23 protein-coding genes, 2 pseudogenes and 1 riboswitch are annotated in these 23,831 nt (G+C 62.2%); of the genes and pseudogenes, 19 read left to right on the forward strand and 6 right to left on the reverse strand.

Translation table 11 applies throughout. The features are described from left to right. Positions 1 to 8 precede the first annotated feature (8 nt). Positions 9 to 1,316, reverse strand: coding sequence for a sorbosone dehydrogenase family protein (locus MRBLPB4O_RS06095; RefSeq protein WP_341797796.1), 1,308 nt, complete (start codon positions 1,314 to 1,316; stop codon positions 9 to 11). 567 nt (positions 1,317 to 1,883) lie between these two features. Further along, positions 1,884 to 3,415 (reverse strand): IS3 family transposase gene (locus tag MRBLPB4O_RS06100; protein WP_341797797.1). Its coding sequence is split into 2 segments (ribosomal slippage): positions 1,884 to 2,956 and positions 2,956 to 3,415, totalling 1,533 coding nucleotides; the frame shifts between segments, so codons are not numbered across the junction. A 215-nt stretch (positions 3,416 to 3,630) separates the two neighbouring features. Here MRBLPB4O_RS06100 and MRBLPB4O_RS06105 point away from each other — a divergent pair. The 17 genes from MRBLPB4O_RS06105 to MRBLPB4O_RS06185 all read left to right on the forward strand — a co-directional run bounded on the left by MRBLPB4O_RS06105 (position 3,631) and on the right by MRBLPB4O_RS06185 (position 18,171). Then, positions 3,631 to 3,777 carry a hypothetical protein gene (locus tag MRBLPB4O_RS06105; RefSeq protein ID WP_341797798.1) on the forward strand — a complete coding sequence of 49 codons (147 nt, stop codon included), beginning with the start codon at positions 3,631 to 3,633 and terminating at the stop codon, positions 3,775 to 3,777. 21 nt (positions 3,778 to 3,798) lie between these two features. Then, positions 3,799 to 4,020, forward strand: a riboswitch (cobalamin riboswitch). Between the two features lie 120 nt (positions 4,021 to 4,140). Next, a complete protein-coding gene (gene cobO, locus MRBLPB4O_RS06110; RefSeq protein WP_341797799.1) occupies positions 4,141 to 4,752 on the forward strand; it encodes a cob(I)yrinic acid a,c-diamide adenosyltransferase in 612 nt (203 codons plus the stop codon). Continuing rightward, complete coding sequence (locus MRBLPB4O_RS06115) at positions 4,749 to 6,044, forward strand: cobyrinate a,c-diamide synthase (protein ID WP_341797800.1); 1,296 nt, start codon at positions 4,749 to 4,751, stop codon at positions 6,042 to 6,044. The genes cobO and MRBLPB4O_RS06115 overlap by 4 nt, the downstream gene beginning before the upstream one ends. After that, entirely contained in the window at positions 6,041 to 6,691 is a 651-nt protein-coding gene (gene bluB / locus MRBLPB4O_RS06120) for a 5,6-dimethylbenzimidazole synthase (protein WP_341797801.1), read from the forward strand. The genes MRBLPB4O_RS06115 and bluB overlap by 4 nt, the downstream gene beginning before the upstream one ends. Continuing rightward, positions 6,688 to 7,596, forward strand: coding sequence for an adenosylcobinamide-phosphate synthase CbiB (gene cbiB, locus MRBLPB4O_RS06125; RefSeq protein ID WP_341797802.1), 909 nt, complete (start codon positions 6,688 to 6,690; stop codon positions 7,594 to 7,596). The genes bluB and cbiB overlap by 4 nt, the downstream gene beginning before the upstream one ends. After that, on the forward strand, positions 7,589 to 8,581 hold the full coding sequence (gene cobD / locus MRBLPB4O_RS06130) for a threonine-phosphate decarboxylase CobD (protein ID WP_341797803.1): 993 nt from the start codon (positions 7,589 to 7,591) through the stop codon (positions 8,579 to 8,581). The genes cbiB and cobD overlap by 8 nt, the downstream gene beginning before the upstream one ends. Then, complete coding sequence (locus MRBLPB4O_RS06135) at positions 8,578 to 10,032, forward strand: cobyric acid synthase (RefSeq protein ID WP_341797804.1); 1,455 nt, start codon at positions 8,578 to 8,580, stop codon at positions 10,030 to 10,032. Before cobD ends, MRBLPB4O_RS06135 begins: the two co-directional genes overlap by 4 nt. Position 10,033: 1 nt before the next feature. Next, entirely contained in the window at positions 10,034 to 10,555 is a 522-nt protein-coding gene (cobU, locus tag MRBLPB4O_RS06140) for a bifunctional adenosylcobinamide kinase/adenosylcobinamide-phosphate guanylyltransferase (RefSeq protein ID WP_341797805.1), read from the forward strand. Further along, positions 10,552 to 11,607, forward strand: a complete 1,056-nt coding sequence (gene cobT, locus MRBLPB4O_RS06145; protein WP_341797806.1) for a nicotinate-nucleotide--dimethylbenzimidazole phosphoribosyltransferase — start codon at positions 10,552 to 10,554, stop codon at positions 11,605 to 11,607. Before cobU ends, cobT begins: the two co-directional genes overlap by 4 nt. After that, complete coding sequence (gene cobC, locus MRBLPB4O_RS06150; RefSeq protein ID WP_341797807.1) at positions 11,604 to 12,170, forward strand: alpha-ribazole phosphatase family protein; 567 nt, start codon at positions 11,604 to 11,606, stop codon at positions 12,168 to 12,170. The genes cobT and cobC overlap by 4 nt, the downstream gene beginning before the upstream one ends. Position 12,171: 1 nt before the next feature. After that, the gene (locus tag MRBLPB4O_RS06155) at positions 12,172 to 12,894 is read left to right on the forward strand and encodes an adenosylcobinamide-GDP ribazoletransferase (protein ID WP_341797808.1); all 723 of its coding nucleotides are present in this window, start codon (positions 12,172 to 12,174) and stop codon (positions 12,892 to 12,894) included. 208 nt (positions 12,895 to 13,102) lie between these two features. Continuing rightward, positions 13,103 to 14,218, forward strand: coding sequence for a cellulase family glycosylhydrolase (locus tag MRBLPB4O_RS06160; RefSeq protein WP_341797809.1), 1,116 nt, complete (start codon positions 13,103 to 13,105; stop codon positions 14,216 to 14,218). A gap of 61 nt (positions 14,219 to 14,279) precedes the next feature. Further along, positions 14,280 to 14,684, forward strand: coding sequence for a MarR family winged helix-turn-helix transcriptional regulator (locus MRBLPB4O_RS06165; protein ID WP_341797810.1), 405 nt, complete (start codon positions 14,280 to 14,282; stop codon positions 14,682 to 14,684). A gap of 73 nt (positions 14,685 to 14,757) precedes the next feature. Further along, a complete protein-coding gene (locus MRBLPB4O_RS06170; RefSeq protein ID WP_341798859.1) occupies positions 14,758 to 15,951 on the forward strand; it encodes an MFS transporter in 1,194 nt (397 codons plus the stop codon). After that, positions 15,948 to 16,070 carry a hypothetical protein gene (locus MRBLPB4O_RS06175; RefSeq protein ID WP_258655568.1) on the forward strand — a complete coding sequence of 41 codons (123 nt, stop codon included), beginning with the start codon at positions 15,948 to 15,950 and terminating at the stop codon, positions 16,068 to 16,070. Before MRBLPB4O_RS06170 ends, MRBLPB4O_RS06175 begins: the two co-directional genes overlap by 4 nt. Positions 16,071 to 16,116: 46 nt before the next feature. Continuing rightward, positions 16,117 to 16,668, forward strand: a complete 552-nt coding sequence (locus MRBLPB4O_RS06180) for a glutathione peroxidase (RefSeq protein ID WP_341797811.1) — start codon at positions 16,117 to 16,119, stop codon at positions 16,666 to 16,668. Positions 16,669 to 17,046: 378 nt separating this feature from the next. Further along, entirely contained in the window at positions 17,047 to 18,171 is a 1,125-nt protein-coding gene (locus MRBLPB4O_RS06185) for an IS481 family transposase (RefSeq protein ID WP_341797812.1), read from the forward strand. A gap of 515 nt (positions 18,172 to 18,686) precedes the next feature. Here the strand turns inward: MRBLPB4O_RS06185 and MRBLPB4O_RS06190 are convergent. Continuing rightward, on the reverse strand, positions 18,687 to 18,947 hold the full coding sequence (locus tag MRBLPB4O_RS06190; protein ID WP_016485290.1) for a DUF2798 domain-containing protein: 261 nt from the start codon (positions 18,945 to 18,947) through the stop codon (positions 18,687 to 18,689). A 115-nt stretch (positions 18,948 to 19,062) separates the two neighbouring features. Here MRBLPB4O_RS06190 and MRBLPB4O_RS06195 point away from each other — a divergent pair. Beyond that, positions 19,063 to 19,993, forward strand: a pseudogene (locus MRBLPB4O_RS06195) (LysR family transcriptional regulator). Between the two features lie 42 nt (positions 19,994 to 20,035). Here MRBLPB4O_RS06195 and MRBLPB4O_RS06200 read toward each other — a convergent pair. The 3 genes from MRBLPB4O_RS06200 to MRBLPB4O_RS06210 form a co-directional block, all read right to left on the reverse strand. Beyond that, positions 20,036 to 21,301: an outer membrane protein transport protein gene (locus MRBLPB4O_RS06200; RefSeq protein ID WP_341797813.1), complete on the reverse strand. Its 1,266-nt coding sequence runs from the start codon at positions 21,299 to 21,301 to the stop codon at positions 20,036 to 20,038. A 147-nt stretch (positions 21,302 to 21,448) separates the two neighbouring features. Continuing rightward, positions 21,449 to 21,931, reverse strand: a complete 483-nt coding sequence (locus tag MRBLPB4O_RS06205) for a hypothetical protein (protein WP_341797814.1) — start codon at positions 21,929 to 21,931, stop codon at positions 21,449 to 21,451. Between the two features lie 249 nt (positions 21,932 to 22,180). After that, complete coding sequence (locus tag MRBLPB4O_RS06210; protein ID WP_016501083.1) at positions 22,181 to 22,405, reverse strand: hypothetical protein; 225 nt, start codon at positions 22,403 to 22,405, stop codon at positions 22,181 to 22,183. A 945-nt stretch (positions 22,406 to 23,350) separates the two neighbouring features. Here MRBLPB4O_RS06210 and MRBLPB4O_RS06215 point away from each other — a divergent pair. After that, positions 23,351 to 23,689: pseudogene (locus tag MRBLPB4O_RS06215) on the forward strand (sel1 repeat family protein); the annotation flags it as partial. Between the last annotated feature and the right edge of the window lie 142 nt (positions 23,690 to 23,831).

Consider the following 23,831-nt stretch of genomic DNA (forward strand, 5'->3'; position numbering starts at 1 on the left):
CGTCGGGTTCAAGGTGCTTTGCTCACCCGCCAGATGACATTGCCCACATCGTCGGCCACCAATATCCCGCCTTTCCCGTCGTTGATCACTCCCACCGGTCGCCCCATCGCCTTGCCATCGCTGTCGAGAAACCCGGTGAGCAGGTCGATGGGGTGGCCTGCAGGTTTGCCTGCACGGTTGAAGGGTACGAACAACACTTTGTAGCCACTGTGGGGTTTACGGTTCCACGACCCGTGCTGGCCGACCAAAGCTCCCTGTTCGAAAGGCGGCGGCAGCATGCCAGGTTGGACAAATGCCAGCCCCAGGGATGCGGTATGCGGGCCCACCGCGTAGTCGGGCGCTAGCGCCTGGGCGACCTTCTGCGGGGCCTGCGGTTGCACCCGTTGGTCTACGTGCTGCCCGTAGTAACTGTATGGCCAGCCATAAAAGCCGCCGTCTGTCACTGAGGTGATGTAGTCCGGCACCAGGTCGCTGCCGATTTCGTCACGTTCGTTGACTGCTGTCCACAAGGCGTTGCTGTGCGGCTCCCAGGCCAGTCCGTTGGGGTTGCGCAGGCCGGTGGCGAACAGCCGGTGCTTGCCGCTTGCCCGGTCCACTTCCCAGATCGCGGCGCGGCCTTGCTCTTTTTCCATGCCGTTTTCCCCGACGTTGCTGTTCGAGCCAACCGTGACGTAGAGCTTCTTGCCGTCGGGGCTTGCGATCACGTTCTTGGTCCAGTGATGGTTCAGCGGCCCGCCCGGCAACTCGGTCACCGGGTGGCCCTTGTCGGTCACCTTCATGGCGCCCGGTTCATAGTGAAAGCGCAGCAGCCTGTCGGTGTCGGCCACGTACAAGTCCTTGCCCACCAGCGTCATGCCGAACGGTGAGTTGAGCCCTTCGATGAAAGGGCTGCGGATTTCTGCCACGCCATCGTGGTCGGCATCGCGCAGCAGGGTGATGCGGTTGGCGCTGGGTACGGTCGCGCCGGCGCGTTTCATCGCCTTGCCCATGGCCCAGCCGCGGATGCCCTTGCCATCTTCGGGCTTGGGTGGCGCGTTGGTCTCTGCCACCAGCACATCGCCGTTGGGCAGCAAGTAGAGCCAGCGCGGGTGGTCGAGGCCGCTGGCGAAGGCTTCGACTTGCGTGCCTGCAGCTGCGGTCGGCTTGCTGCCTTTTGGCCAGCCGACGGCGGGGGCGATTTTTACGGTGGGGATCAGTGTTTTGACGGGGGCGGGGAGGCTAGGGGTTGGCCCGCTGCCCTCGTTTACGCTCAACAGGGCTGTTTCGCCGCAGCCTGCCAAGCTGGCTGCGATTAACCAAGGCATCAGGCATTTCATGTGCGGCGTCCTCTCAAGAAGCCTGTTGAATTGAGAGGCCGGCCGTGTTCGCCAGGTTCCCCACCGTTTGCTCTGGCTATTGCTCTTGCTCTTGCTCTTGCTTCGGCTTTTGCTTCTAAGCGCGCGGTAGTTCAAGCGACGCAGATTGCGACTTCAGGAGGGCGAGCGCAGGGCTTGCGAAGGGAGGTGACGGGCATGGATGCCCGTCAAGCGCTGGGCCCCAGGATGGGGCCTGCAGCGCGGTCCTCCCGGGAGCAAGCCCGGAGCGAGGGGACCCCGGAGCGCAGCGCAGGGGCCGGATGATGGGAGCGGACGGTTTTTGGTTCCTTTTTGCCACGACAAAAAGGGACCCGCCGTAAGGGCGGAAAGGTGACTAAGCGCCACCTTTGAAAATGAATGTTGACCTCATTGTTGATGCCCACGCCTTCAAGCGAAAAGCGAAACAGTGGTGGTTTTTAGCTCGCGCAAAGGCCATTTGCGATGGCGACGCTGACTCACCTTTTCGCCCTTACGGCGAGTCACTTTTTGTCAAACGCGGTGCGTGTCAATGTACCTGTCGCCTTAACGTCAGCTAGCTATGGCAACGCCAGCTTCAGAGCGCTCCGGATTCAAGTAAACAGCATCTGCAAGTCGCCAATTTCGCGTCTCACCGCTCCAGCGTGTTGGATTAGCTGCTTTGGCAGACGAATACAATGCCGCTCGCGCCTCTAGCAACGCGGTCGCTCTGCCTTCGTGACGCTCGTTGGGCGTGATGTATCGCAGGGCACTGTGCCGGTGCTCTTCGTTGTACCACTCGACAAATCTCTGTACGCAGAGTCTCGCTTCCGTAAGGCTGTCGAACGGATGGTCGGGCCACAGTGGGCAGTACTTCGCAGTGCGGAAGAGTGTTTCCGCATAAGCATTATCATTGCTCACCCGCGGACGACTGAACGAAGGCTTAACACCCAGCGAAATCATTTGTTCGCGTAACAGTGAGCCCCTCATCACGAGGCCGTTGTCAGAGTGCAGCACCAAAGGACGACCCGCTGTTCGCTCACGCAAACACCCCTTCTCAAGCAGCACGCAGGCGTTCTCAGCACATTCGGATTCATGGACTTCGTTAACTACAAGCTTGCGGCTGTAGATGTCTTTGACCATGTACCAGTAGTAGAAACGCCCCTTGATCGTGGTCGGCAACCATGTGATGTCCCAGCACCACACCTGGTTCGGGCCATCCGCTCGATGCGTAGTCAAGATTCGGCGTTTCGGTGCTTTAGCCCGGCCTCGGCGCACATTTTGATTCGCCTCTTTGAGCACTCGATAGAAAGTCGACTCCGATGCTAGGTAAATGCCTTCATCCGCTAACTTTGGCACGATCTGATGCGGCGTCAGACTTGCATAACCTGGCTGATTTGCAGCGGCTAATACTGCCTGTCGCTCCGCCACACTTAGCTTGTTCGGTGGTGCCTTGCGTTGAACTGTCTGACGCCTATCACCGTTGCTATGGCGCCAGCGCTGGATCGTTCGAAGGCACAGCCCTAGCTCGCGGCACGCATGGGATCTTCTTGCCCCCGCTTCCACAGCTTCGGCTATTAAACCTAACGCCTGCATGCGATCTGAGGGACTGATCAGTCTTCCTTGTCCTTGCCCCAGATCGCATTGGCTTTTTTTCGCAGTTCCAGTAAAGCCTCCGCCTCTTTGCGACCAGCATCTGACTTCGACAACTGACGTTCTAGTTCCTTGATGCGTCGTTGTTCGGCAGTTTTCTTGGCGCAAGGTTGGGGCTCAGCTACCTCGTTGGCGTTCTGGCAAGCCAAACGCCACTGCTGGATCTGCTCAGGGAATATCCCTTTCATACGGCAATACTGTGAGAGCTCAATCTCACTCAAGGGAGCTGTCTCCATGACAGCATTGAATTTGTCGGCGCTGGACCATTGATCGCTGGTCTTGTTGTTACCAGGGACGATCAACCCTTTATCTCTAGCCATTTGTCTCCAGTTTCGCAGCGACTGCGGAGTAACGCCGATTGCAACGGCAAGCTCCGCCACAGAACGGTTCAGAGGCGGCATCATTTGCTGGACAGCCCAGTCTCTGAACTCATTGTCATAATGCTCTTTCATTACTGTGCACCTTCGCCCCCTTGAATAATTGAGTCAATCAGTAGAGGCGACAGGTAGGCTGACACGGGGGGAACGCGACAAAAAGTAACCAAAAAACGCTGCGCTCCGATCATCCGGCCCCTGCGCTGCGCTCCGGGGTTCCCTCACTCCGGCCTCGCTCCCGGGAGGACCGCGCTGCAGGCCCCATCCTGGGGCCCAGCGCTTGACGGGCATCCATGCCCGTCACCTCCCTTCGCAAGGCCTGCGTTCGGCCTCCTGAAGTCGCGAAGATCAAAAGCAAGATCAAGAGCCAGATCAAGAGCCAGATCAAAAGCCGGAGCAAGATCAAGCGCATACGTCGCGGCAACACCCGCTTCGATTGACGCTCAGGGTGCAACCCTCTAACCTTCGCGCGTGTTTCAGGTGCCCTGCCAGCCCCAACTGGGCAGGGTGAAACTGGGAAGCCGGTGGGCGCCAGCATGGCGCGATTCCGGCGCTGCCCCCGCAACGGTAGGTGAGTAGAAGGCCGCGCAGGGCCACTGGATGCCAGCATCCGGGAAGGCGCGCAGGCCAGGGCCAAGGCCCGCTCACAAGCCCGGAGACCGGCCTGAAACTGTCAACGGCATCACGGAGGGTGATGCGCGGTGCACCGTGGCGCCCTGCCATGGCCCCTGCGCGTTCTTCGTCTGCCTGCCTATTACCTGTCGCCACGCCTTGCCGTGGCGCCAGCCTGCGGAGAACCCTTGATGAGCGAACCCACCGACCGCGACGAACGCCACCTCGCGCGCATGCAGCGCAAGAAGGCGGTCATCGACGAACGCATCGCCAATTCCCCCAACGAATGCGGCCTGCTGCTGGTGCTGACCGGCAATGGCAAGGGCAAGAGCAGCTCGGCCTTCGGCATGCTCGCGCGCGCCCTGGGCCATGGCATGCAGTGCGGTGTGGTGCAGTTCATCAAGGGCCGCAACAGCACCGGCGAAGAGCTGTTTTTCCGCCGCTTCCCCGAGCAGGTACGCTACCACGTGATGGGCGAAGGCTTTACCTGGGAAACCCAGGACCGCCAGCGTGACATCGCCGCCGCCGAAGCCGCCTGGGCGGTGTCGCGCCAGTTGCTGCAGGACCCGAGTGTGCAATTTGTGGTGCTGGATGAGCTGAATATCGCCCTCAAGCACGGCTACCTCGACCTGGATCAGGTACTGTCCGACATCCAGGCCCGTCCGCCCATGCAGCACGTGATCGTCACTGGCCGCGCTGCAAAGCCGGAGATGATCGAACTGGCTGATACCGTGACCGAGATGGGTATGCTCAAGCACGCCTTCCAGGCCGGTATCCGCGCGCAGAAGGGCGTCGAACTGTGAGTCAATCGCGCCACTGCCCCGCCGTGTTGATTGCGGCACCGGCCTCTGGCCAGGGCAAGACCACTGTCACTGCTGCCCTGGCCCGCCTGCACCGCAACCTCGGGCGCAAGGTGCGGGTGTTCAAGTGCGGGCCCGATTTTCTGGACCCGATGATTCTCGAGCGGGCCAGTGGCGCGTCGGTGTACCAGCTGGATTTATGGATGATCGGTGCCGAGGAAAGCCGCCGCTTGCTGTGGGAAGCGGCCGGCGAGGCCGACCTGATCTTGATCGAAGGGGTGATGGGGCTGTTCGATGGCACCCCGTCCAGCGCCGACCTGGCGCGCCACTTCGGCGTGCCGGTGCTGGCGGTGATCGACGGCACGGCCATGGCCCAGACCTTCGGCGCCCTGGCCTTGGGCCTGGCGCGATACCAGGCCGACCTGCCGTTCGCCGGCGTACTGGCCAACCGGGTGGGCAGCCTGCGCCACGCGCAACTGCTCGAAGGCAGCCTGACCGAAGGGCTGCGCTGGTATGGCGGCTTGTCCCGCGAGCGCGGCATCGAGCTGCCCAGCCGCCACCTTGGGCTGGTGCAGGCCAGCGAGCTGAACGACCTGGATGCCCGCCTGGACGCCGCAGCCGAGGCGCTCGGCGCCAGCTGCGACGCAACCTTGCCACCGCCGGTGACTTTTGCCGAACCCGAACCGCAAGCGTGTGCTGCCTCGCTGGCTGGTGTGCGCATTGGTGTGGCGCGGGACGAGGCGTTCGCCTTCACCTATGGCGCCAACCTGGAACTGCTGCGCAACCTGGGTGCACGGCTGGAATTCTTCTCGCCGCTGCATGACCGTGAACTGCCGGTGGTGGACAGCCTGTACCTTCCGGGTGGTTATCCCGAGCTGCATCACCACGCCCTGGGCGCCAATGCGTCGATGAGCGAGGCAATTCGTGCCCATCATGCTCAGGGCAAGCCGTTGCTGGCTGAATGTGGCGGCATGCTGTACCTGCTCGATGCCCTGACTGACGTGGCCGGTGAGCGTGCCGAACTGCTCGGCCTGCTGCCGGGCGAGGCGACCATGCAGAAGCGCCTGGCGGCCCTGGCCTTGCAGGCGGTGGAGCTGCCGGAAGGTACCCTGCGCGGTCACACCTATCATCACTCGCTGACCAGCACGGCGCTGGACCCGATTGCCCGTGGCCTCAGCCCCAACGGTGGGCGTGGCAACGAAGCGGTGTATCGCCTGGGCCGGTTGACGGCCTCCTACGTGCACTTCTACTTCCCCTCCAACCCCGATGCGGCGGCGGCGTTGTTGCGACCATGAGCGAACACGCTTACAGCGACGCCGAACGCGCCGCGATCTACCGCGCCATCGGCGAGCGCCGTGACATGCGCCATTTCGCCGGTGGCCAGGTGGCGCCGGAGCTGCTTGGCCGCCTGCTGGCGGCCGCGCACCAGGCACCCAGCGTCGGCCTGATGCAGCCCTGGCGGTTCATCCGCATTACCCAGCGTGACTTGCGCACCCGCATCCAGGCCCTGGTGGAGGCGGAGCGGCTGCGCACCGCCGAAGCATTGGGCGAGCGGTCGGATGACTTCATGAAGCTGAAAGTAGAAGGCATCAACGACTGTGCCGAGTTGCTGGTAGCGGCCTTGATGGACAACCGCGAGCCGCACATCTTCGGCCGTCGCACCCTGCCGGAGATGGACCTGGCCTCGCTAGCCTGCGCCATCCAGAACCTGTGGCTGGCGGCCCGTGGCGAAGGGCTGGGCATGGGCTGGGTATCGCTGTTCGACCCCCTGGCGCTGGCGGCACTGCTGGGCATGCCTGATGGAGCCAAGCCGGTCGCGGTGCTGTGCCTGGGGCCGGTGACCGAATTTTACCCGGCACCCATGCTGGTGCTGGAAAACTGGGCCGATGAACGGCCCCTGAGTGACATGCTGTACGAAAACCAATGGGGAGAGCGCCAATGAGCGTGGCCTTGCTGACCATGGCCGGGGTGGCCCTGGATGCCTTGCTGGGCGAACCGCAGCGGCGCCACCCGCTGGTGGCCTTCGGCAATATGGCCGGTAACCTGGAGCGCCGCCTGAATGCAGGTGGCCGCGGCTGGCGCAGCCACGGTGTGAGTGCGTGGTTTCTGGCAGTGGTGCCGCTCACCCTGGTGGCGCTGATCCTGTCCTGGCTGCCCTATATTGGCTGGCTGGTGGATGTGCTGGCGCTGTACTGCGCCCTGGGCCTGCGCAGCTTGGGTGAACATGTGCTGCCGGTGGCCAACGCCTTGCGCCAGGGCGACCTGGAAGAAGCGCGACGCCGCGTCGGCTACCTGGTCAGCCGCGAAACCCGCGAGCTGGACGAGCCTGCCGTGGCCCGGGCCGCCACCGAGTCGGTGCTGGAAAACGGCAGTGACGCGGTGTTCGCCGCGCTGTTCTGGTTTGTGGTGGCCGGTGCGCCGGGCGTGGTGTTGTACCGCCTGAGCAACACCCTGGACGCCATGTGGGGGTATCGCAACGAGCGCTTCGAGCGCTTCGGCTGGTGCGCGGCGCGCGTTGATGACGTGCTCAACTATATTCCCGCAAGGCTTGTGGCGCTCACCTACGCACTGCTGGGCAAGACCCGCCTGGCTCTGGCCTGCTGGCGCAAGCAGGGCCCGTTGTGGGACAGCCCCAACGCCGGGCCTGTGATGGCCGCCGGTGCTGGTGCGCTGGGGGTAGAGCTGGGCGGCCCGGCGGTTTACCACGGCGAACTGCATCAGCGGCCACGACTGGGTGAAGGGCCGATGGCTGACGCCGATGCCATCGAGCGTGGCTGGAGCCTGGTGCAGCGCGGCGTGTGGCTGTGGCTGTTGTTGATCTGCCTGGGGGCTTACGTCAATGCTTGAACACGGTGGCCGCCTGCTGCGCGCGGTGCAGCAATACGGTATCCCTCGCGAGCAGTGGCTCGACCTGTCCAGTGGCATCGCGCCCTGGCCATTCCCGATTCCCGCGATACCCACTGATGCCTGGGCCCGCCTGCCAGAGACCGAGGACGGCCTGGAAGAGGCTGCCCGTGCGTATTACGGCGCCCGCCAGTTGCTGCCGGTGGCGGGCTCCCAGGCGGCGATCCAGGCGTTGCCGCTGCTGCGTGCGGCTGGCCGGGTAGGGGTGTTGACGCCGTGTTATGCCGAACACCCGTACGCCTGGCAACGGGCGGGGCATCAACTGGTTGAGCTGGATGAGGCGCAGGTCGAGGCAACACTCGACAGCCTCGATGTACTGGTGCTGGTCAACCCCAACAACCCGACCGGGGGGCGGGTGCCGCGTGAGCGCCTGCTGGGCTGGCATGCCCGCCTGGCTGCCCGTGGTGGCTGGCTGTTGGTCGATGAGGCGTTCATGGACAACACCCCGGCGGATGGCGTGGTCGATTGTGCCGAGCGCCCGGGGCTTATCGTGCTGCGCTCGTTCGGCAAGTTCTTTGGCCTGGCCGGGGTGCGCCTGGGCTTCGTCGCCGCCGAGCGCAGCCTGTTGCTGCGCCTGGCAGAGCTGCTTGGCCCGTGGACGGTCAACGGGCCAACCCGGGTGCTGGCCCAGGCCAGCCTGGCCGACAAGCCTGCCCAGCGCATGCAGATAGAGCGTTGCGCTGCCGCCAGCCAGCGCTTGGCTACATTGCTGTCCAGTAACGGCCTTGCGCCCAGCGGTGGCTGTGACCTGTTCCAGTACGTGCGCAGTGAGCGCGCCGTGCAGTTGCATGGCTTTCTCGCCCGCCGCGGCATTCTGGTGCGCTTGTTCGAACACCCACCGGCCGTGCGCCTGGGGCTGCCCGAATGTGCGGCGGACGAACAGCGCCTGGCCCAGGCCCTGGCGGACTACCAAAAGGAATCGGCATGACCACCCTCATGGTGCAAGGCACCACCTCCGACGCCGGCAAGAGCACGCTGGTAACTGCCCTGTGCCGCTGGCTGTTGCGCCAGGGCGTTGGCGTGGTGCCGTTCAAGCCACAGAATATGGCGCTGAACAGCGCGGTGACTGCCGACGGCGGCGAAATTGGCCGCGCCCAGGCGGTGCAAGCGCAAGCGTGCCGGCTGGCACCCCACACCGACATGAACCCCGTGTTGCTCAAACCCAACAGCGATACCGGCGCCCAGGTCATCATCCATGGCCGTGCGGTCACCAGCATGAACGCGGTGGCTTACCACGACTACAAAGCCATCGCCATGCAGGCGGTGCTGGCTTCGCACCAGCGCCTGAGTGCCGCCTGGCCGGTGGTCATGGTCGAAGGCGCGGGGTCGCCGGCGGAGATCAACCTGCGTGCTGGCGACATCGCCAACATGGGGTTTGCCGAAGCGGTGGACTGCCCGGTGATCCTGGTCGCCGACATCAACCGCGGCGGCGTGTTCGCCCACCTGGTGGGCACGCTGGAGTTGCTGTCGCCCAGTGAGCAGGCGCGGGTCAAAGGCTTTGTCATCAACCGCTTCCGTGGTGATATCGCCTTGTTGCAGCCGGGGCTGGACTGGCTGGAGCAACGCACCGGCAAGCCAGTGCTGGGGGTGCTGCCTTACGTCACCGACCTGCACCTGGAAGCCGAAGACGGCATCGATGTGCGCCAAGGCGCCAAAAGCGAGCGTGTGCTCAAGGTGATCGTCCCGGTATTGCCGCGCATCAGTAACCACACCGACTTCGACCCGTTGCGCCTGCACCCGCAGGTCGACCTGCAGTTCATTGGCCCGGGCCAGCCGATCCCGGCTGCCGACCTGATCATCCTGCCGGGTTCCAAGAGCGTGCGCGGTGACCTGGCGCAGTTGCGCGAGCGCGGTTGGGACAAGGCCATCGAGCGGCACCTGCGCTACGGTGGCAAGCTGATCGGGGTCTGCGGCGGCCTGCAGATGCTTGGCCGCGACGTGCATGACCCGCTGGGTCTCGAAGGGGCTGCCGGTTCAAGCCCGGGGCTGGGCCTGCTCGATTACGCCACGGTGCTGGAAGCCGAGAAGCAACTGCGCAACGTTGCCGGCACGCTGAACCTTGAAGCAGCACCGGTTGGCGGCTATGAAATTCACGCTGGCGTCACCACCGGTCCTGCCTTGGAGCAGCCCGCCGTGCAGTTGGCCGATGGCCGCTGTGATGGCGCTGTCAGTGCCGATGGCCAGATCCTCGCCACCTATCTGCATGGCCTGTTCGAGGGCAGCCAGTCGTGTGCTGCGCTGCTGCGCTGGGCTGGCCTGGAGGATGTGCAGAGCATCGATTACGAAGCCCTGCGTGAACGCGACATCGAGCGCTTGGCCGACCTGGTGGAAAAGCACCTGGACACCGCTCACCTGCGCCAACTGTGCGGGGTGGCCTGACATGCGCAGCCTGATCCTCGGTGGCGCCCGCTCCGGCAAGAGCCGCCTGGCCGAACAGTTGGCCAGCGCCAGCGGCCTGCCAGTGACCTACATCGCTACCAGCCAGCCGCTGGACGGTGAAATGAACGAACGAGTGTCGCTGCATCGCCAGCGCCGTCCCGCAGACTGGGGGCTGATCGAAGAACCGCTGGCCCTGGCGGCAGTACTGCGCGCCGAAGCGGCCGAAGGGCGCTGCCTGCTGGTGGACTGCCTGACGTTGTGGTTGACCAACCTGCTGATGCTCGAAGACGACCAGCGCCTGGCCGAAGAGCGTGATGCCCTGCTGGCCTGCCTGGAGCAGCTGCCTGGCACCCTCATTCTGGTCAGTAACGAAACCGGCCTGGGCGTGGTGCCCATGGGCGAGCTGACCCGTCGCTATGTCGACCTGGCCGGCTGGTTGCACCAGGCCGTGGCCGAACGCTGCCAGCGTGTGGTGCTGACCGTGGCCGGCCTGCCCTTAATGCTCAAAGGAGCTGCACTATGACTCAAGCCTGGTGGCGCGACGCCTGCCAATCCCTCGACAATGCCGCCATGGACCAGGCCCGCGCCCGTCAGCAACAGCTGACCAAACCTGCCGGTTCACTCGGCCAGCTGGAGGGCCTGGCCATCCAGCTGGCGGGCCTGCAAGGGCGTGAACGGCCAACCCTGGACCAGGCTGCCATCAGCATTTTTGCCGGTGACCACGGTGTGGTCGAAGAGGGTATCTCGGCCTATCCGCAGGCGGTCACCGGGCAGATGCTGCGCAACTTCGTCGGCGGTGGTGCGGCGATCAGCGTGTTGGCCCGCCAGCTGGAGGCCAGTCTTGAGGTGGTCGATCTGGGCACCATCGACCCTCATCTGGAACTGCCTGGTGTACGCCACCTGCGCCTGGGGGCCGGTACGGCCAACTTCGCCGGTCAGCCAGCGATGACCGAGGGGCAGTTGCAAGCTGCCTTGCAGGCCGGCCGCGACAGCGCCTTGCGTGCCGCCGAACAGGGCGCGCAGCTGTTCATCGGCGGCGAGATGGGTATTGGCAACACCACGGCCGCCGCTGCCTTGGCCAGCGTCCTGCTAGGTTGCCCGCCTGCTGAACTGAGCGGCCCGGGCACCGGCCTGGACAACGCTGGCGTGCGGCACAAGGCCGAGGTCATCGAGCGGGCGCTGAGTCTGCATGGCCTGCAGGCCGCAGATCCATTGCAGGCACTGGGTTGTGTCGGCGGTTTCGAGATCGCGGCCTTGGCCGGGGCCTATATCGGCTGCGCGCAGGCGGGCATCGCCGTGCTGGTGGACGGCTTCATTTGTAGCGTTGCCGCCCTGGTGGCGGTGCGCCTCAACCCGCAGTGCCGGGCGTGGTTGCTGTTTGCCCATCAGGGCGCAGAGCCTGGGCACAAGGCGTTGCTGGATGCATTGCAGGCTGAACCGCTGTTGGCGTTGGGCCTGCGCCTGGGCGAGGGCAGTGGTGCTGCGTTGGCCGTGCCATTGTTGCGCCTGGCCTGTGCGCTGCACGGACAGATGGCGACCTTTGCCGAGGCCGCCGTGGCGGACCGCCCGGCATGATCCTCGACCTGTTGCGCCACGGTGAAACGGAGCAGGGCGGCCTGCGTGGCAGCCTGGACGATGCGCTCACCGACAAGGGCTGGGCACAGATGCGCAGCGCCGTGGCCGAAGCCGGCCCGTGGCAGGTGCTGGTCAGTTCGCCGCTGCAGCGCTGTGCGTGTTTTGCCGATGAACTGGGTGGGCGGCTTGATTTGCCTGTGCAGCGTGAACCAGGTTTGCAAGAGCTGCATTTCGGTGACTGGGAAGGCCGTAGCGCGGCGCAGATCATGGAAGACCAGGCCGATGCGCTGGGGCGCTTCTGGGCGGACCCGTACGCCTACACCCCGCCCAATGGCGAACCGGTGCAGGCATTTGCCGAGCGAGTGCTGGACGCTGTCGAGCGTTTGAGCCGCCAGCATGCAGGTAAGCGGGTGCTGCTGGTTACCCATGGCGGTGTGATGCGGTTGCTGCTGGCCCGGGCGCGAGGCTTGCCGAAGGCGCAGTTGCTGCAGGTTGACGTCGGGCATGGGGCGCTGGTGCGGCTAGTGATGGGTGACGACGGTCAACTGGCCGAGGGCCACTGAAATGTTGCCGTTCTGGATCGCCTTGCAGTTCCTCAGCAGCTTGCCCGTGAGCCTGCCGGGCATGCCGGAGCCGCGTGAGCTGGGGCGTTCGCTGCTGTTCTATCCGCTGATCGGGGTGTTGTTCGGGCTGCTGCTGTGGCTGGCCAGCCTTCTGCTGCAGGGTACGCCAGCGCCGTTGCATGCGGCTTTGCTGCTGACGGTGTGGGTATTGCTCAGTGGCGCCTTGCATCTGGATGGCCTGGCCGACAGCGCTGATGCCTGGTTGGGTGGTTTCGGCGACCGTGAGCGCACCCTGCAGATAATGAAAGACCCGCGTAGCGGGCCGATTGCCGTGGTCACCCTGGTGCTGGTGCTGTTGCTGAAGTTCTGCGCCTTGTGGGTGCTGGTGGAGCAGGGTATCGGGGCGCAATTGCTGCTGGCTCCCTTGATTGGGCGCGCGGCGATGTTGGGCCTGTTCCTCTGTACCCCTTATGTGCGGCCTGGCGGCTTGGGCCAAGCGTTGGCCGAGCACTTGCCGCGACGTGCAGCTGGGTGGGTGCTGCTGGCCAGTGCACTTTTCTGTCTGGTCTTGGGCGGCTGGGTGGTGGTGCTGGCGCTGGCCATGTTTGCCTGGCTGCGGCACCTCATTTGCCGACGACTGGGTGGGACTACCGGGGATACAGCGGGTGCGCTGCTGGAGTTGCTGGAACTGGCAGTGATACTTGGCTTGGCAATGGGCCTTTAATCGCTCGGCCAGGGCCTGGGATCTGTAGGAGCGGAGTTGCCGGTAGCGAGGGTGCAGTAACGTCTGGCAACGGTTTGATAAATCCTGCACTCCATTGTCATCGTATTCTCAGTCTTCCCCCCTGCAACCAGGTAGGCCTCCCGTGCGAAACCGGATCCTCGCCAGTCTATTGGTGCTGTCCAGCCTTCCAGCCACTGCGGCAGATCTCATGGCATTCTGGGACGCGCCACGCCACGGCGGCAACAGCTTCAACCGGCTGCCACCCGATCAAGCCTACTTCGATGCCCTGAGGGGCTATGGCGCGACATGGGTACGATTGTCGTACGATAAATGGCAACCGGTAGAACGTGATTTCCTCCTCGGTAATGCCGATGGCTATGAAGGCCTGCCCGCCGCCGACCTGGCTACGCTGCGCGCCACCCTCGATCGTGCTCATCAGGCGGGCCTCAAGGTCGTCATTGCCCCTCTCTCGCTACCCGGTATGCGCTGGTCGCAAAACAACCAGGGCCAATTTGATGATCGGCTGTGGCAAGACAAGCGCTACTGGTCCCAGGCTATGACCTTCTGGCGAGACATGGCGCGCGAACTGAAGGGCCACCCGGCCATTGCCGCCTACAACCTGATCAATGAACCCGCCCCGGAAAAACAGGGCGGCCTGGCCGAACACGACGAACTGGGGCAAATGCGGCAGTGGTATGTGAAAGAGCAGGGCACCGCGCGGGATCTGCCGTTGCTGTACCGGCAACTGATAGCGGCAATTCGCGAGGAGGACGCCGACACTCCGATCATGGTCGATGCCGGCTGGTATGCCGCCGCAGACGCCTTCGGCTACTGGCCTGCCCACCTGGAAGACCCGCGAGTACTGTACAGCGTGCACATGTACGAACCCTATGCCGCTACCAGTGCGCCCAACATGGCGCGTAAACACCCCATCCCCTACCCCGGCCCCACACCCTTCGCCGGGCAGACACAGCAGTGGGATGGTCAACGCGTTGAGCGCTATTTGCGCCAGCCGCTGGCATGGGCCGAAGCCATGGGCCTGCCGCGGTCGCGGCTGGTGGTAGGCGAATTTGGCTGCATGCGCAGGCTACCGGGTTGCTCGCAGTATCTGGAAGACGTACTCACCGTTCTGGATCGCAACCAGTTGCACTGGGCTTTCTATAGCTTCCGTGAAGACAACTGGGACGGCATGGACTACGAACTAGGTTCGGCAAAGGTGCCGTGGCGCTACTGGCAGGCGATCGAGCAAGGGGCGCCAGACCCTTTGGCGCGCAAGGCCACGGCTGAGTTCGAGCCGATTCGAAGGCGCTTGAACACGGACTGATGCGTATCGGCAACAGTGAACCCTCTTGCAACACTCATGATGCGGGTATATACACGTATCCATGCTGACCAGTGAATGCATCTGTACCCATCTGCGTCGTGCCGCCCGCGGGGTGAGCCGGCATTACGACGAGGCTCTTGCCGGCTTCGGGGTCAATGTCGCGCAGTTTTCCCTCCTAAGGCACCTGCAGCGGCTTGATCGCCCCAGTATCACTACCTTGGCCGAAGCCATGGGCCTGGAGCGCAGTACCCTGGGCCGTAACGTGCGGGTGCTGGAGGCTGAAGGGCTGGTGGCCCTGGCTGATGGCGACGACCAGCGCAACCGCGTGGTGCTGCTGACCGAGGCTGGAACGAAGCTGCTGCGCGACGCGCATCCGGCCTGGGAACAAGCCCAGATCGAGCTGGTGGAGCGATTGGGCGCAGGGCAACGGGATGAACTGGTGCGTTTGCTGGACCAACTGGCTTGAATTGATACGACTCTAAGCGGGTATATACCCGTAAAAACCTTGCGATGTGCTGGAGATAACGACAATGACTTCGGTGTGGCGAACCAGCGGGTGGGTATTGGTAGGGGCGGCTTTGATTCTGGCGCTGTCTCTGGGTGTGCGGCACGGCTTTGGTCTGTTTCTGGCGCCGATGAGCGCCGATTTTGGCTGGGGTCGTGGGGTGTTCGCCTTTGCCATTGCCTTGCAAAACCTGATCTGGGGGCTGGCGCAACCGTTCGCCGGTGCCTTGGCCGACCGTATGGGGGCGGCGCGGGTGGTAATCATCGGCGGTATTCTTTACGCCGCCGGCTTGCTCCTCATGGGCATGGCTGATTCTGCCTGGTCGTTGTCGCTCAGTGCCGGTTTGCTGATCGGCATCGGCCTGTCCGGCACATCGTTCTCGGTCATCCTCGGCGTGGTCGGGCGTGCGGTGCCGGCAGAGAAGCGCAGCATGGCCATGGGCATTGCCAGCGCCGCCGGTTCGTTTGGCCAGTTCGCCATGCTGCCGGGCACCCTTGGCCTGATCCAGTGGCTGGGTTGGTCCGCAGCGTTGCTGGTGCTGGGCCTGATGGTGGCGTTGATCGTGCCCTTCGTTGGCCTGCTGCGTGACCGCCCGCTGCCCAGCCATGGCGCCGAACAGACCTTGGGCCAGGCGCTGCGCGAGGCGTGCTCGCATTCCGGCTTCTGGTTGCTGGCGCTGGGTTTCTTCGTGTGTGGTTTCCAGGTGGTGTTCATTGGCGTGCATCTGCCGGCCTACCTGGTTGACCAGCACCTGGCCGCGACCACCGGTACCACCGTGCTGGCGCTGGTCGGCCTGTTCAATATCGTGGGTACGTTCACGGCTGGCTGGCTGGGTGGTCGCATGTCCAAGCCGCGCCTGCTGACCGGGCTGTACCTGCTGCGTGCGGTGGTGATCGTGTTGTTCCTCTGGGCGCCGGTGAGTGCCTTCAGTGCCTACCTGTTCGGCATCGCCATGGGCCTGCTGTGGTTGTCCACGGTGCCGTTGACCAATGGCACCGTGGCTACATTGTTCGGGGTGCGTAACCTGTCCATGCTCGGCGGTATCGTCTTCCTGTTCCACCAGCTGGGTGCCTTCCTCGGTGGCTGGTTGGGCGGGGTGGTCTATGACCGTACCGGCAGCTACGACCTGGTCTGGCAGATTTCCATCCTGCTCAGTCTGTTGGCCGCTGCCCTTAACTGGCCCGTGCGCGAACGGCCGGTTGCGCGCCTGCAGGCGCAGGCCGCATGAACCGCTACCTGGCCCGCGGGTTGCTGGCCTTTGGCGCGCTGGTGCTGCTGGCGCTGGCGTGGTGGGGATGGCACAAGGGTGGGATGGCATTGATGCAACTGGGCATGAGTGTTTGTTAGGCGCTACCCTGCAAGCTCAAGGGTTGTCTAGCAGGAGAAACGAATCATGCGTGCTCATTGGTTGACAGTGCCGTTGTTGGCCGTGCTTGCCAGCGCTTCGAGCTGGGCTGCCGATTGCCCGGCGTTATTGCAGGGCAGCCTGCCGGAGTTGCGTGGCAAGGGGCAGGTCGACCTGTGCCAGCGCTTTTCCGGCAAGGCTTTGGTGGTGGTCAACACGGCCAGTTATTGTGGTTTTGCACCGCAGTTCGAGGGGCTTGAGGCGACGTACAAGGAGTATCACGACCAAGGCCTGGAAATGCTTGGTGTGCCGTCCAATGACTTCAAGCAGGAAGATGCCGACAGCGAGAAGACTGCCAACGTTTGCTATGCCAACTATGGCGTCACCTTCACCATGACCAAGACGCAGGCCGTGCGGGGCAAGGATGCGATACCGCTGTTTGCTGAGTTGGCCAGCCAGAGCAGTGCGCCGAAGTGGAATTTCTACAAGTATGTTGTCGATCGCAAGGGCAAGGTGATCGGTGACTTCTCCAGCCTCACCAAACCGGATGATCCGGAATTCCGCGCAGCCATCGAGAAGGCCATCGCTTCGCAACAGTAATCGGGCAGCTCTGGATCTTGATCTTGATCTTGATCTTGATCTTGATCTTGATCTTGATCTTGCTTTGGCTGCTAAGCGCGCGGAAGTTCAGGCGACGCAGATTGCGACTTCAGGAGGCCGAGCGCAGGGCTTGCGGAGGGAGGTGACGGGCATGGATGCCCGTCAAGCGCTGGGCCCCAGGATGGGGCCTGCAGCGCGGTCCTCCCGGGAGCAAGCCCGGAGCGAGGGGACCCCGGAGCGCAGCGTAGGGGCCGGATGATGGGAGCGGACGGTTTTTGGTTCCTTTTTGCCACGACTGTAGAGACCGGACACATGGTGGACACGTGTACGGAGACATGGTTGACACTTTCTGGTAGCCCACTTGCCAGGATTTTCACCATGCCTTGGAACGTGAGAAACGCCATGAGCCTGAAAGAAGAGTTCGTATCCCTGGCGCGACAACCGGATGCCAATATTCGAGCGTTATGCCGACACTTCAGTATCAGCCCTCAAACCGGATACAAATGGCTGCGCCGTTTTGAAGAAGGCGGCTCGGCCGCTTTACAAGAGCGATCTCGGCGGCCGGCTAGCAGCCCTCGCTTGACCGAGGCTAGCTTGGAAGCCCAAGTCGTAGCCCTTCGACAGGAGCATCCGGCCTGGGGCGGACGCACCATCAGCAACCTGCTGAGCAAGGGTATTGCCCCCAGTACCGTCACTAACGTGTTGCACCGTCATGAACTGATCCAGAGTCCTGAAAAGACGCGAGAGGCGCGGCTTAGGTTTGAACACGATGCGCCCAACGATCTCTGGCAGATGGACTTCAAAGGCCACTTCGCCCTGCAGCAAGGCCGGTGCCACCCGCTGACCATTCTTGACGATCACTCCCGCTTCAACTTGGCCATTCATGCTTGCGATAACGAGCGAGGAGCGACGGTCAGGGCTAAAATGATCGAGGTCTTCCAGCGCTATGGCCTACCGGTACGAATCAACGTCGATAATGGTGCTCCCTGGGGTTCGCCGCGCAACCCTGGAGAGGTGACAGAACTAAGTATCTGGTTGATTCAGTTGGGAATAAGGATCAGTTTTAGTCGCCCGTACCACCCTCAGACGAATGGCAAGATTGAGCGTTTCCACCGCTCCTTGAAGGCTGAAGTACTCGATGGTCGGCAGTTCTCGACCCTGGAACAAGCCCAAACGGCGTTTGATCGATGGCGTGAAATTTACAACCTACAGCGACCCCACCAGGCTTTGGGGTACCAAGTACCGATGGCCAGATATCACACCAGCCCGTGGGCCTACCCCAATCGGCTTGAGGAGTTTGAATATGGGCCGGACGATATCCTCGCCAAGGTTTATCACAGTCGCTTCCACTTCCAGAAACGCTATTTCAGCATCGCAAAAGGCCTGGTTGGGCATACTGTAGCGATTCGCCCTGGGCGGGATGGCGGGGACATGTTCGATGTCTATTTTTGCCATCAGCGGCTGCGAACCATCGACGTAAATAAACCTGATTACGGACCATAATGTGTCAACCATGTCTCCGTACACGTGTCAGCGATGTGTCCGGTCTCTACAGCCACGACAAAAAGGGACCCGCCGTAAGGGCGGAAAGGTGACTAAGCGCCACCTTTGAAAATGAATGTTGACCTCATTGTTGATGCCCACGCCTTCAAGCGAAAAGCGAAACAGTGGTGGTTTTTAGCTCGCGCAAAGGCCATTTGCGATGGCGACGCTGACTCACCTTTTCGCCCTTACGGCGAGTCACTTTTTGTCAAACGCGACAAAAAGTAACCAAAAAACGCTGCGCTCCGATCATCCAGCCCCTACGCTGCGCTCCGGGGTTCCCTCACTCCGGTCTCGCTCCCGGGAGGACCGCGCTGCAGGCCCCATCCTGGGGCCCAGCGCTTGACGGGCATCCATGCCCGTCACCTCCCTCCGCAAGGCCTGCGTTCGGCCTCCTGAAGTCGCGAAGATCAAAAGCAAGATCAAGATCAAGATCAAGAGCCGGCGCCGATGGCGTGGCTCGGCATCGGATTATTTCATTTCGCATGCACCGTAATCGCCACCAACCGCACCACCACCGGCCTGACCATCAACACGCAAACGAACGCCACTGGCATCGCCAATTGATAGGCCTTTAGCACATTGCTCAGGTACTGCGCAGTAACCCCGGCATTCGCCGCGGTGATCACGAAGCACATTAGCAGCGCCATGATTGACGACATGAAAAAGGCAAAAACGTAGGGCGTAGCGCCCGGGTGCAATTTGCGTCGGCTGCGCGACTGGGACAGGTTGCTCATGTGAACTCCTGAAAGGTGAGTGGACGCGCAGGTTAACAATCCCCTCAGCCGCAGCTGTAGACCAGCCTCGCTGAGTTCTTTATAAAGAGATTCTTATGAATGCACGAGCTCTCGCATGGACCTGCTCAACGCCATCCGCAGCTTCATCAAGGTGGTCGAGGCCGGCAGCATCGCCGGGGGCGCCCGTACCCTGGGCCTTAGCCCGGCAGCGGTCAGCCAGAACCTGGCACGCCTGGAGGGCCATCTGCAGGTGCGCCTGCTCAGCCGTACCACCCGCAGCATGGCGCTGACGCCGGCGGGTACGCAGTATTATGAGCGTGTCAGGCATATCGAACGTGACCTGGCCCTGGCGGAGCAGGCCATCGCTACGCCAGACAGTGAACCCCAAGGGCGGCTTTGCATCGCCTCTACATCCGCGTTTGGCCGCCACGTGCTGGCGCCACTGATACCCGCCTTCAGTGCCCGCTATCCACTGCTTTCGATAGAGTTGCTAACGACTGATCGTCGGGTCAACCATGCACGTGAAGACGTCGACGTCAGCCTGCGCATTGCCCCGCAGCTGGAAGACCAGCTGATGGCCAGGCATATCGCTCGGATCCCGTTCATTTGCTGTGCCTCGCCCGGGTACTTGCAAAGCGCTGGGGTGCCGGGTTCGCCTGAGGCATTGCGCGACCACCGTTGCCTGGTGTTCCGTTACCCGGTGGATGGGCGGTTTCTGCGCTGGGGTTTCATGCGTGATGGGCTGCGTTTTTGAAGCGGAGTTCGGCAGTGTACTGATCAGCGACGACATCGACGCCCTGACCCAGATGGCGCTGCACGATGGCGGTATCACCCGCCTCGCCGAGTTCATCGTGCGACCGCACCTGGCCAGCGGTGCGCTGGTGCCGTTGTTCGAGTACTGCGACAGTGGCCAGGCCTACGCCCAGACCGAACCAATGGACATCTACCTGTGCCTGGCCGACCGTTTCGCCATGACCGCGAAAGTGCGTGTGTTCATGGACTACCTGCGTGAATGCCTGGGGGACAGTTGGCAGGTGCAGGCATGAAAAAACCGCCACGAGGGCGGTTTTTAATGGGGTGCGTACGAATCAGAAGCGGTAGGTGAGGGATGCACCGATACCGTGAGCGCTGTTCTCGTACTTGGCCTGGTAGCTGCCTTTGGTCGCGCTTACCTGATTGACCTTGGTGTCTTCTTCCCACAGGTAGGAATAGGCCACGTCGATGGTCATATCGTTGGTTGGACTCCAGCCGGCACCCAGGCTGAACACCTTGCGGTCGCCCGTCGGGATACGTGGTGAACGGTCATGGTTGTTGGTCGGCGACTGGTCGACGGTGAAGCCGGTGCGCAGCACCCACTCCTTGTTGACCTTGTACGACGCACCAATGGCGTGGGCCCAGGTGTCATGCCAGTTCTGTTCTTCGGTGATGGTCTGGAACGCCGAACCTGCCAATGGCGCCGGGACATCGTTCTGCACGGTGATGTCTTTCAGGCGGCTCCAGCGGGTCCAGGTGCTGCCTGCATACAGGGTCCACTGGTCGTCGAGTTCGTGGGTAACCGAGAAGTCGACCGATTCCGGCGTCTTGATCTTCAGCGAGGCGTCGAACTTGTTGCCGTTGAACGGCCCGATCAGCGGGGTGCTGACGCGGGTCTTGCCCTCGAGCTTGTAGTCGACCATCGAGTGGTAGGTCAGACCGAGGCGGGTGCTGTCGGTAGCCTGTACCAGGATGCCGATGTTGTAACCAACGGCGGTATCGTCGCCCTTGATTTTCACTTCGCCATCGTTGCGGCCGGGGGTGAACGGGTTGATCAGGCTCGAACCCAGTTCACCCTTGATGCGGTTGATGGTAGGGCCGAAACCGATCGAGACCTTGTCATTGAAGGCGTAGCTGACGGTTGGCTGGAAGGTGACTACCTCGACGTGGCTCTTCTTGCCCCAGTAGCGTGCGGCATCATCGCTGCCGTAGTCGGTTACCAGGCCGAACGGTACATAGACACCGAAGCCGACGCTCCAGTGGTCGTCGATCGGCTTGACGTAGTAACCCATGGGGACGCCAACGAGAGGCACCATGTCACCATCGGTTTCCCCCCCGAGGTTGCTGCCCCGGCCCGAGATGTCGGACTTGGCGATGACGGCAGCGCCGCCCACGGTGAATTGTTCGCGTTTGAGGCGAGACATGCCGGCCGGGTTGCCAAACACGGTGCTGGCATCTTCGGCAGAAGAAGAACGTCCCGCGAAACCTGTCCCCATGCTGCTGATGCTCTGTTCGTTCAGGGCGAAGCCTGCAGCGAACACTTGGCTGGATGCCACGGCAACAGCGACGGCGAGGGAGGTTTTGAGCATTACTTTTTTCATTATTAGAAAACTCCTTGGGATCTCCGGGGCGAAAAGCTACCAACAAATCACGCACCGCGCCATAGCCTCAATCGCGGAAGATAGAGCCGTTTTGTAGGACAATCCGACCAAAATTCCCTTTTTTCCGGTAATGTTGTAGGACGATTCTTAAGATACCTGTGGCAATCTCTGATCTATGCAGGTCTGCCAGGCATGAGTGAAGTCGCGCAAGCGACCTTGGGGGTGGAAAATCTGGCGCCATATCCGCGCCAATGCCAACAGGTCGTCAGCGGCAGGCAGTGGCGTGGCCTGCTCTTCGATGAGCATCCAGGCAATGGCTGTGGAATAGCGCAGGTTTACGGTGAGTTCCAGGTGCGGGCCGCCGAGGAAGGCGTGCTGGCTGGCCAGGCCGCGCACAAGGCTGGCCAGGTCGGGGTCGCGGGCCAGGTAATCATCCCAGAGCGCCTGGTGACGGTGTTCGCCAATGCGGTAAAGGCCGTGCCCGCGTCGGTCATGCAAGGCGGACCCGAGCGCCGACTGGCTGGCGGCAATGCCCAATAGCAGGGCTTCCGCGCTGGCACAGTGACGGTTCAGGTAGACCAGGGTGGGTCGGATCACATACTGACACAATTCATTCGCCGCAATACCCATGATGCCCTCGAGCAATTAAGGGCCGGACGGGCGCTGGAGCTTGGCAGCTGGTGAATGATCAGGCCCGCCGGAAGCGGCAAGCACCGCTCGAGTTGAAGTGTAGTGTGATAATCGTGGTGTAAAGGGCTGTTTTTAAATCGATTGCTGCCTGACGTACCGGGCTATATGCCCGTAGGCAATTACGCCAAGAACGTTCAGGCAGGCTTGCGATGGGATGATTCAGCGCTTGAATGCCCCGGTATTCGCCACTCACGCGGTGAGCGATTGGCGAGTCCGGGCGATGACCGCCTGCAGCGGTTCATTGCGGCTGTACTGTTCATGGTACAGGCGCTCGGTGTGGCAGGCGACGCCGTGTTCGTCTACCAAGGTGAAGCTGAAGCTGCCCTTGCGTGGGGCAACGATAAGGCACTTCAACGGCGAGAAGGCCTGGGAGAGCGTGCCAATGGCAGCCTGAATCTGATGATGAGTTTGCATATTGTTGGAGGTTCCTGCTTTAAACACGGGAGATATGATCCGTGCATGATAGAAACGTTCCAGTGACGCCTTTATTAAGGGACGAACGAACCTGACTGGAACAAAGCAGCCAGAGAGAGCGCAATCAAAAGTGGGCGCTTGGGCTGACTGGTAGGTACTTCGGAAGGCAGGCAGCACGTCGGGGCCAAGGTTCTAGGCCGTCGGGTGGAATCCTGATCAATCTGTCACGTGATTCGTGCTTGAGCAGCCTGAGGCTGGCGAGTGAATCATCGAATGGGCAATCCTGCTTCAGCAGCGCACTCTTGGGAAAGTGGGTCTGCAAGGATGTTGTGGCCCGAATTGACTTTCAGCTTGGTACTAACGAGGCGCACCTTACCGGAAATACCGGCGCTTGGCAAGCACTACGTTTGTTCAGGTGAGCCGAGCAGTATGGCGCGTATTTGTACCGCTGTGAAGAGGGGGCAAATAGCCCACACACAGGCGGATGTGCCCATTTCGTGCACTCATATGAGGGATCATGGTGCACTTGTTCACATTCGGGGCAAGGGTTGTAACAGGCCGGCAACAGGCTGCAACGGCCTCGCCAATGCCTTGACTAGGCGGTTAAGTCAATGAAAAAAAACACTATTTTCAGCTGGTGAAAAAATCGTCAGTTTGACACAAAGCCCCAATTCACGGGGCTTTGCGGGGTGTGCAAGGGGGTTGTCCACCGAGTTATCCACAGGAACTGTGGATTGTCCCGGGCGCTTGCTCTAGAACGGGCGTGCCAGCAGTGCAGTGAACTGTCCGACAATCGACATGCCCCGACAGACCGGTCGGTCATCCACTCGAAAACGTCAAGAAAAGATCATTGAAATATTTTTTCAATTCTCCATAAATCGACAGTTCACAGCGAAAAAAAAAGAGTAGAGTGGCGCGCCTTTCGAGTTGCCAAACCTGTTGCTCATGAAGTTTCGCGGTAAACACCTCGCCAGCGCTGCAGCATCGACGCCTCCTTCCGAGCGCTTTTCCTTGAAAGTGGCCTTGTGGCTGCTCGACAGCCCGCGCCTGGGCGACAAGCCCCAGGTCAAGCACCTGGCCGGGCGCCTGCTCAAGCAGCCGGCGCGTCAGGGCGTGGTGGTGGCACAGAGCCGCTTGGGGCAGATGCTGTGCCGCGATTGTGGCAACGCCCGTGACCGGCGTATTGGCCACGAACTGCTGCGCCAGGCAGCCCGCGCCGGTGACCGGCGAGCACAGCTGGAGTATGCGCGGCTATGCCAGCAAAACGATCCGGACCAGGCGAAGTAATGCTCCGACAAGCCCCAGGCTGATAAGCTGCACTCAATTTGCATCAGCGTGATCGGGGTAAGCATGACAGTGGATCTGGCCAGCATTCTGCTGGGCTTGGTGGCAGGTGCTTTACCCTGTCTTTTTTGGGTCATGCAGG

The organism is Pseudomonas sp. LPB4.O (genome assembly GCF_038383825.1).
GTDB lineage: Bacteria > Pseudomonadota > Gammaproteobacteria > Pseudomonadales > Pseudomonadaceae > Aquipseudomonas > Aquipseudomonas putida.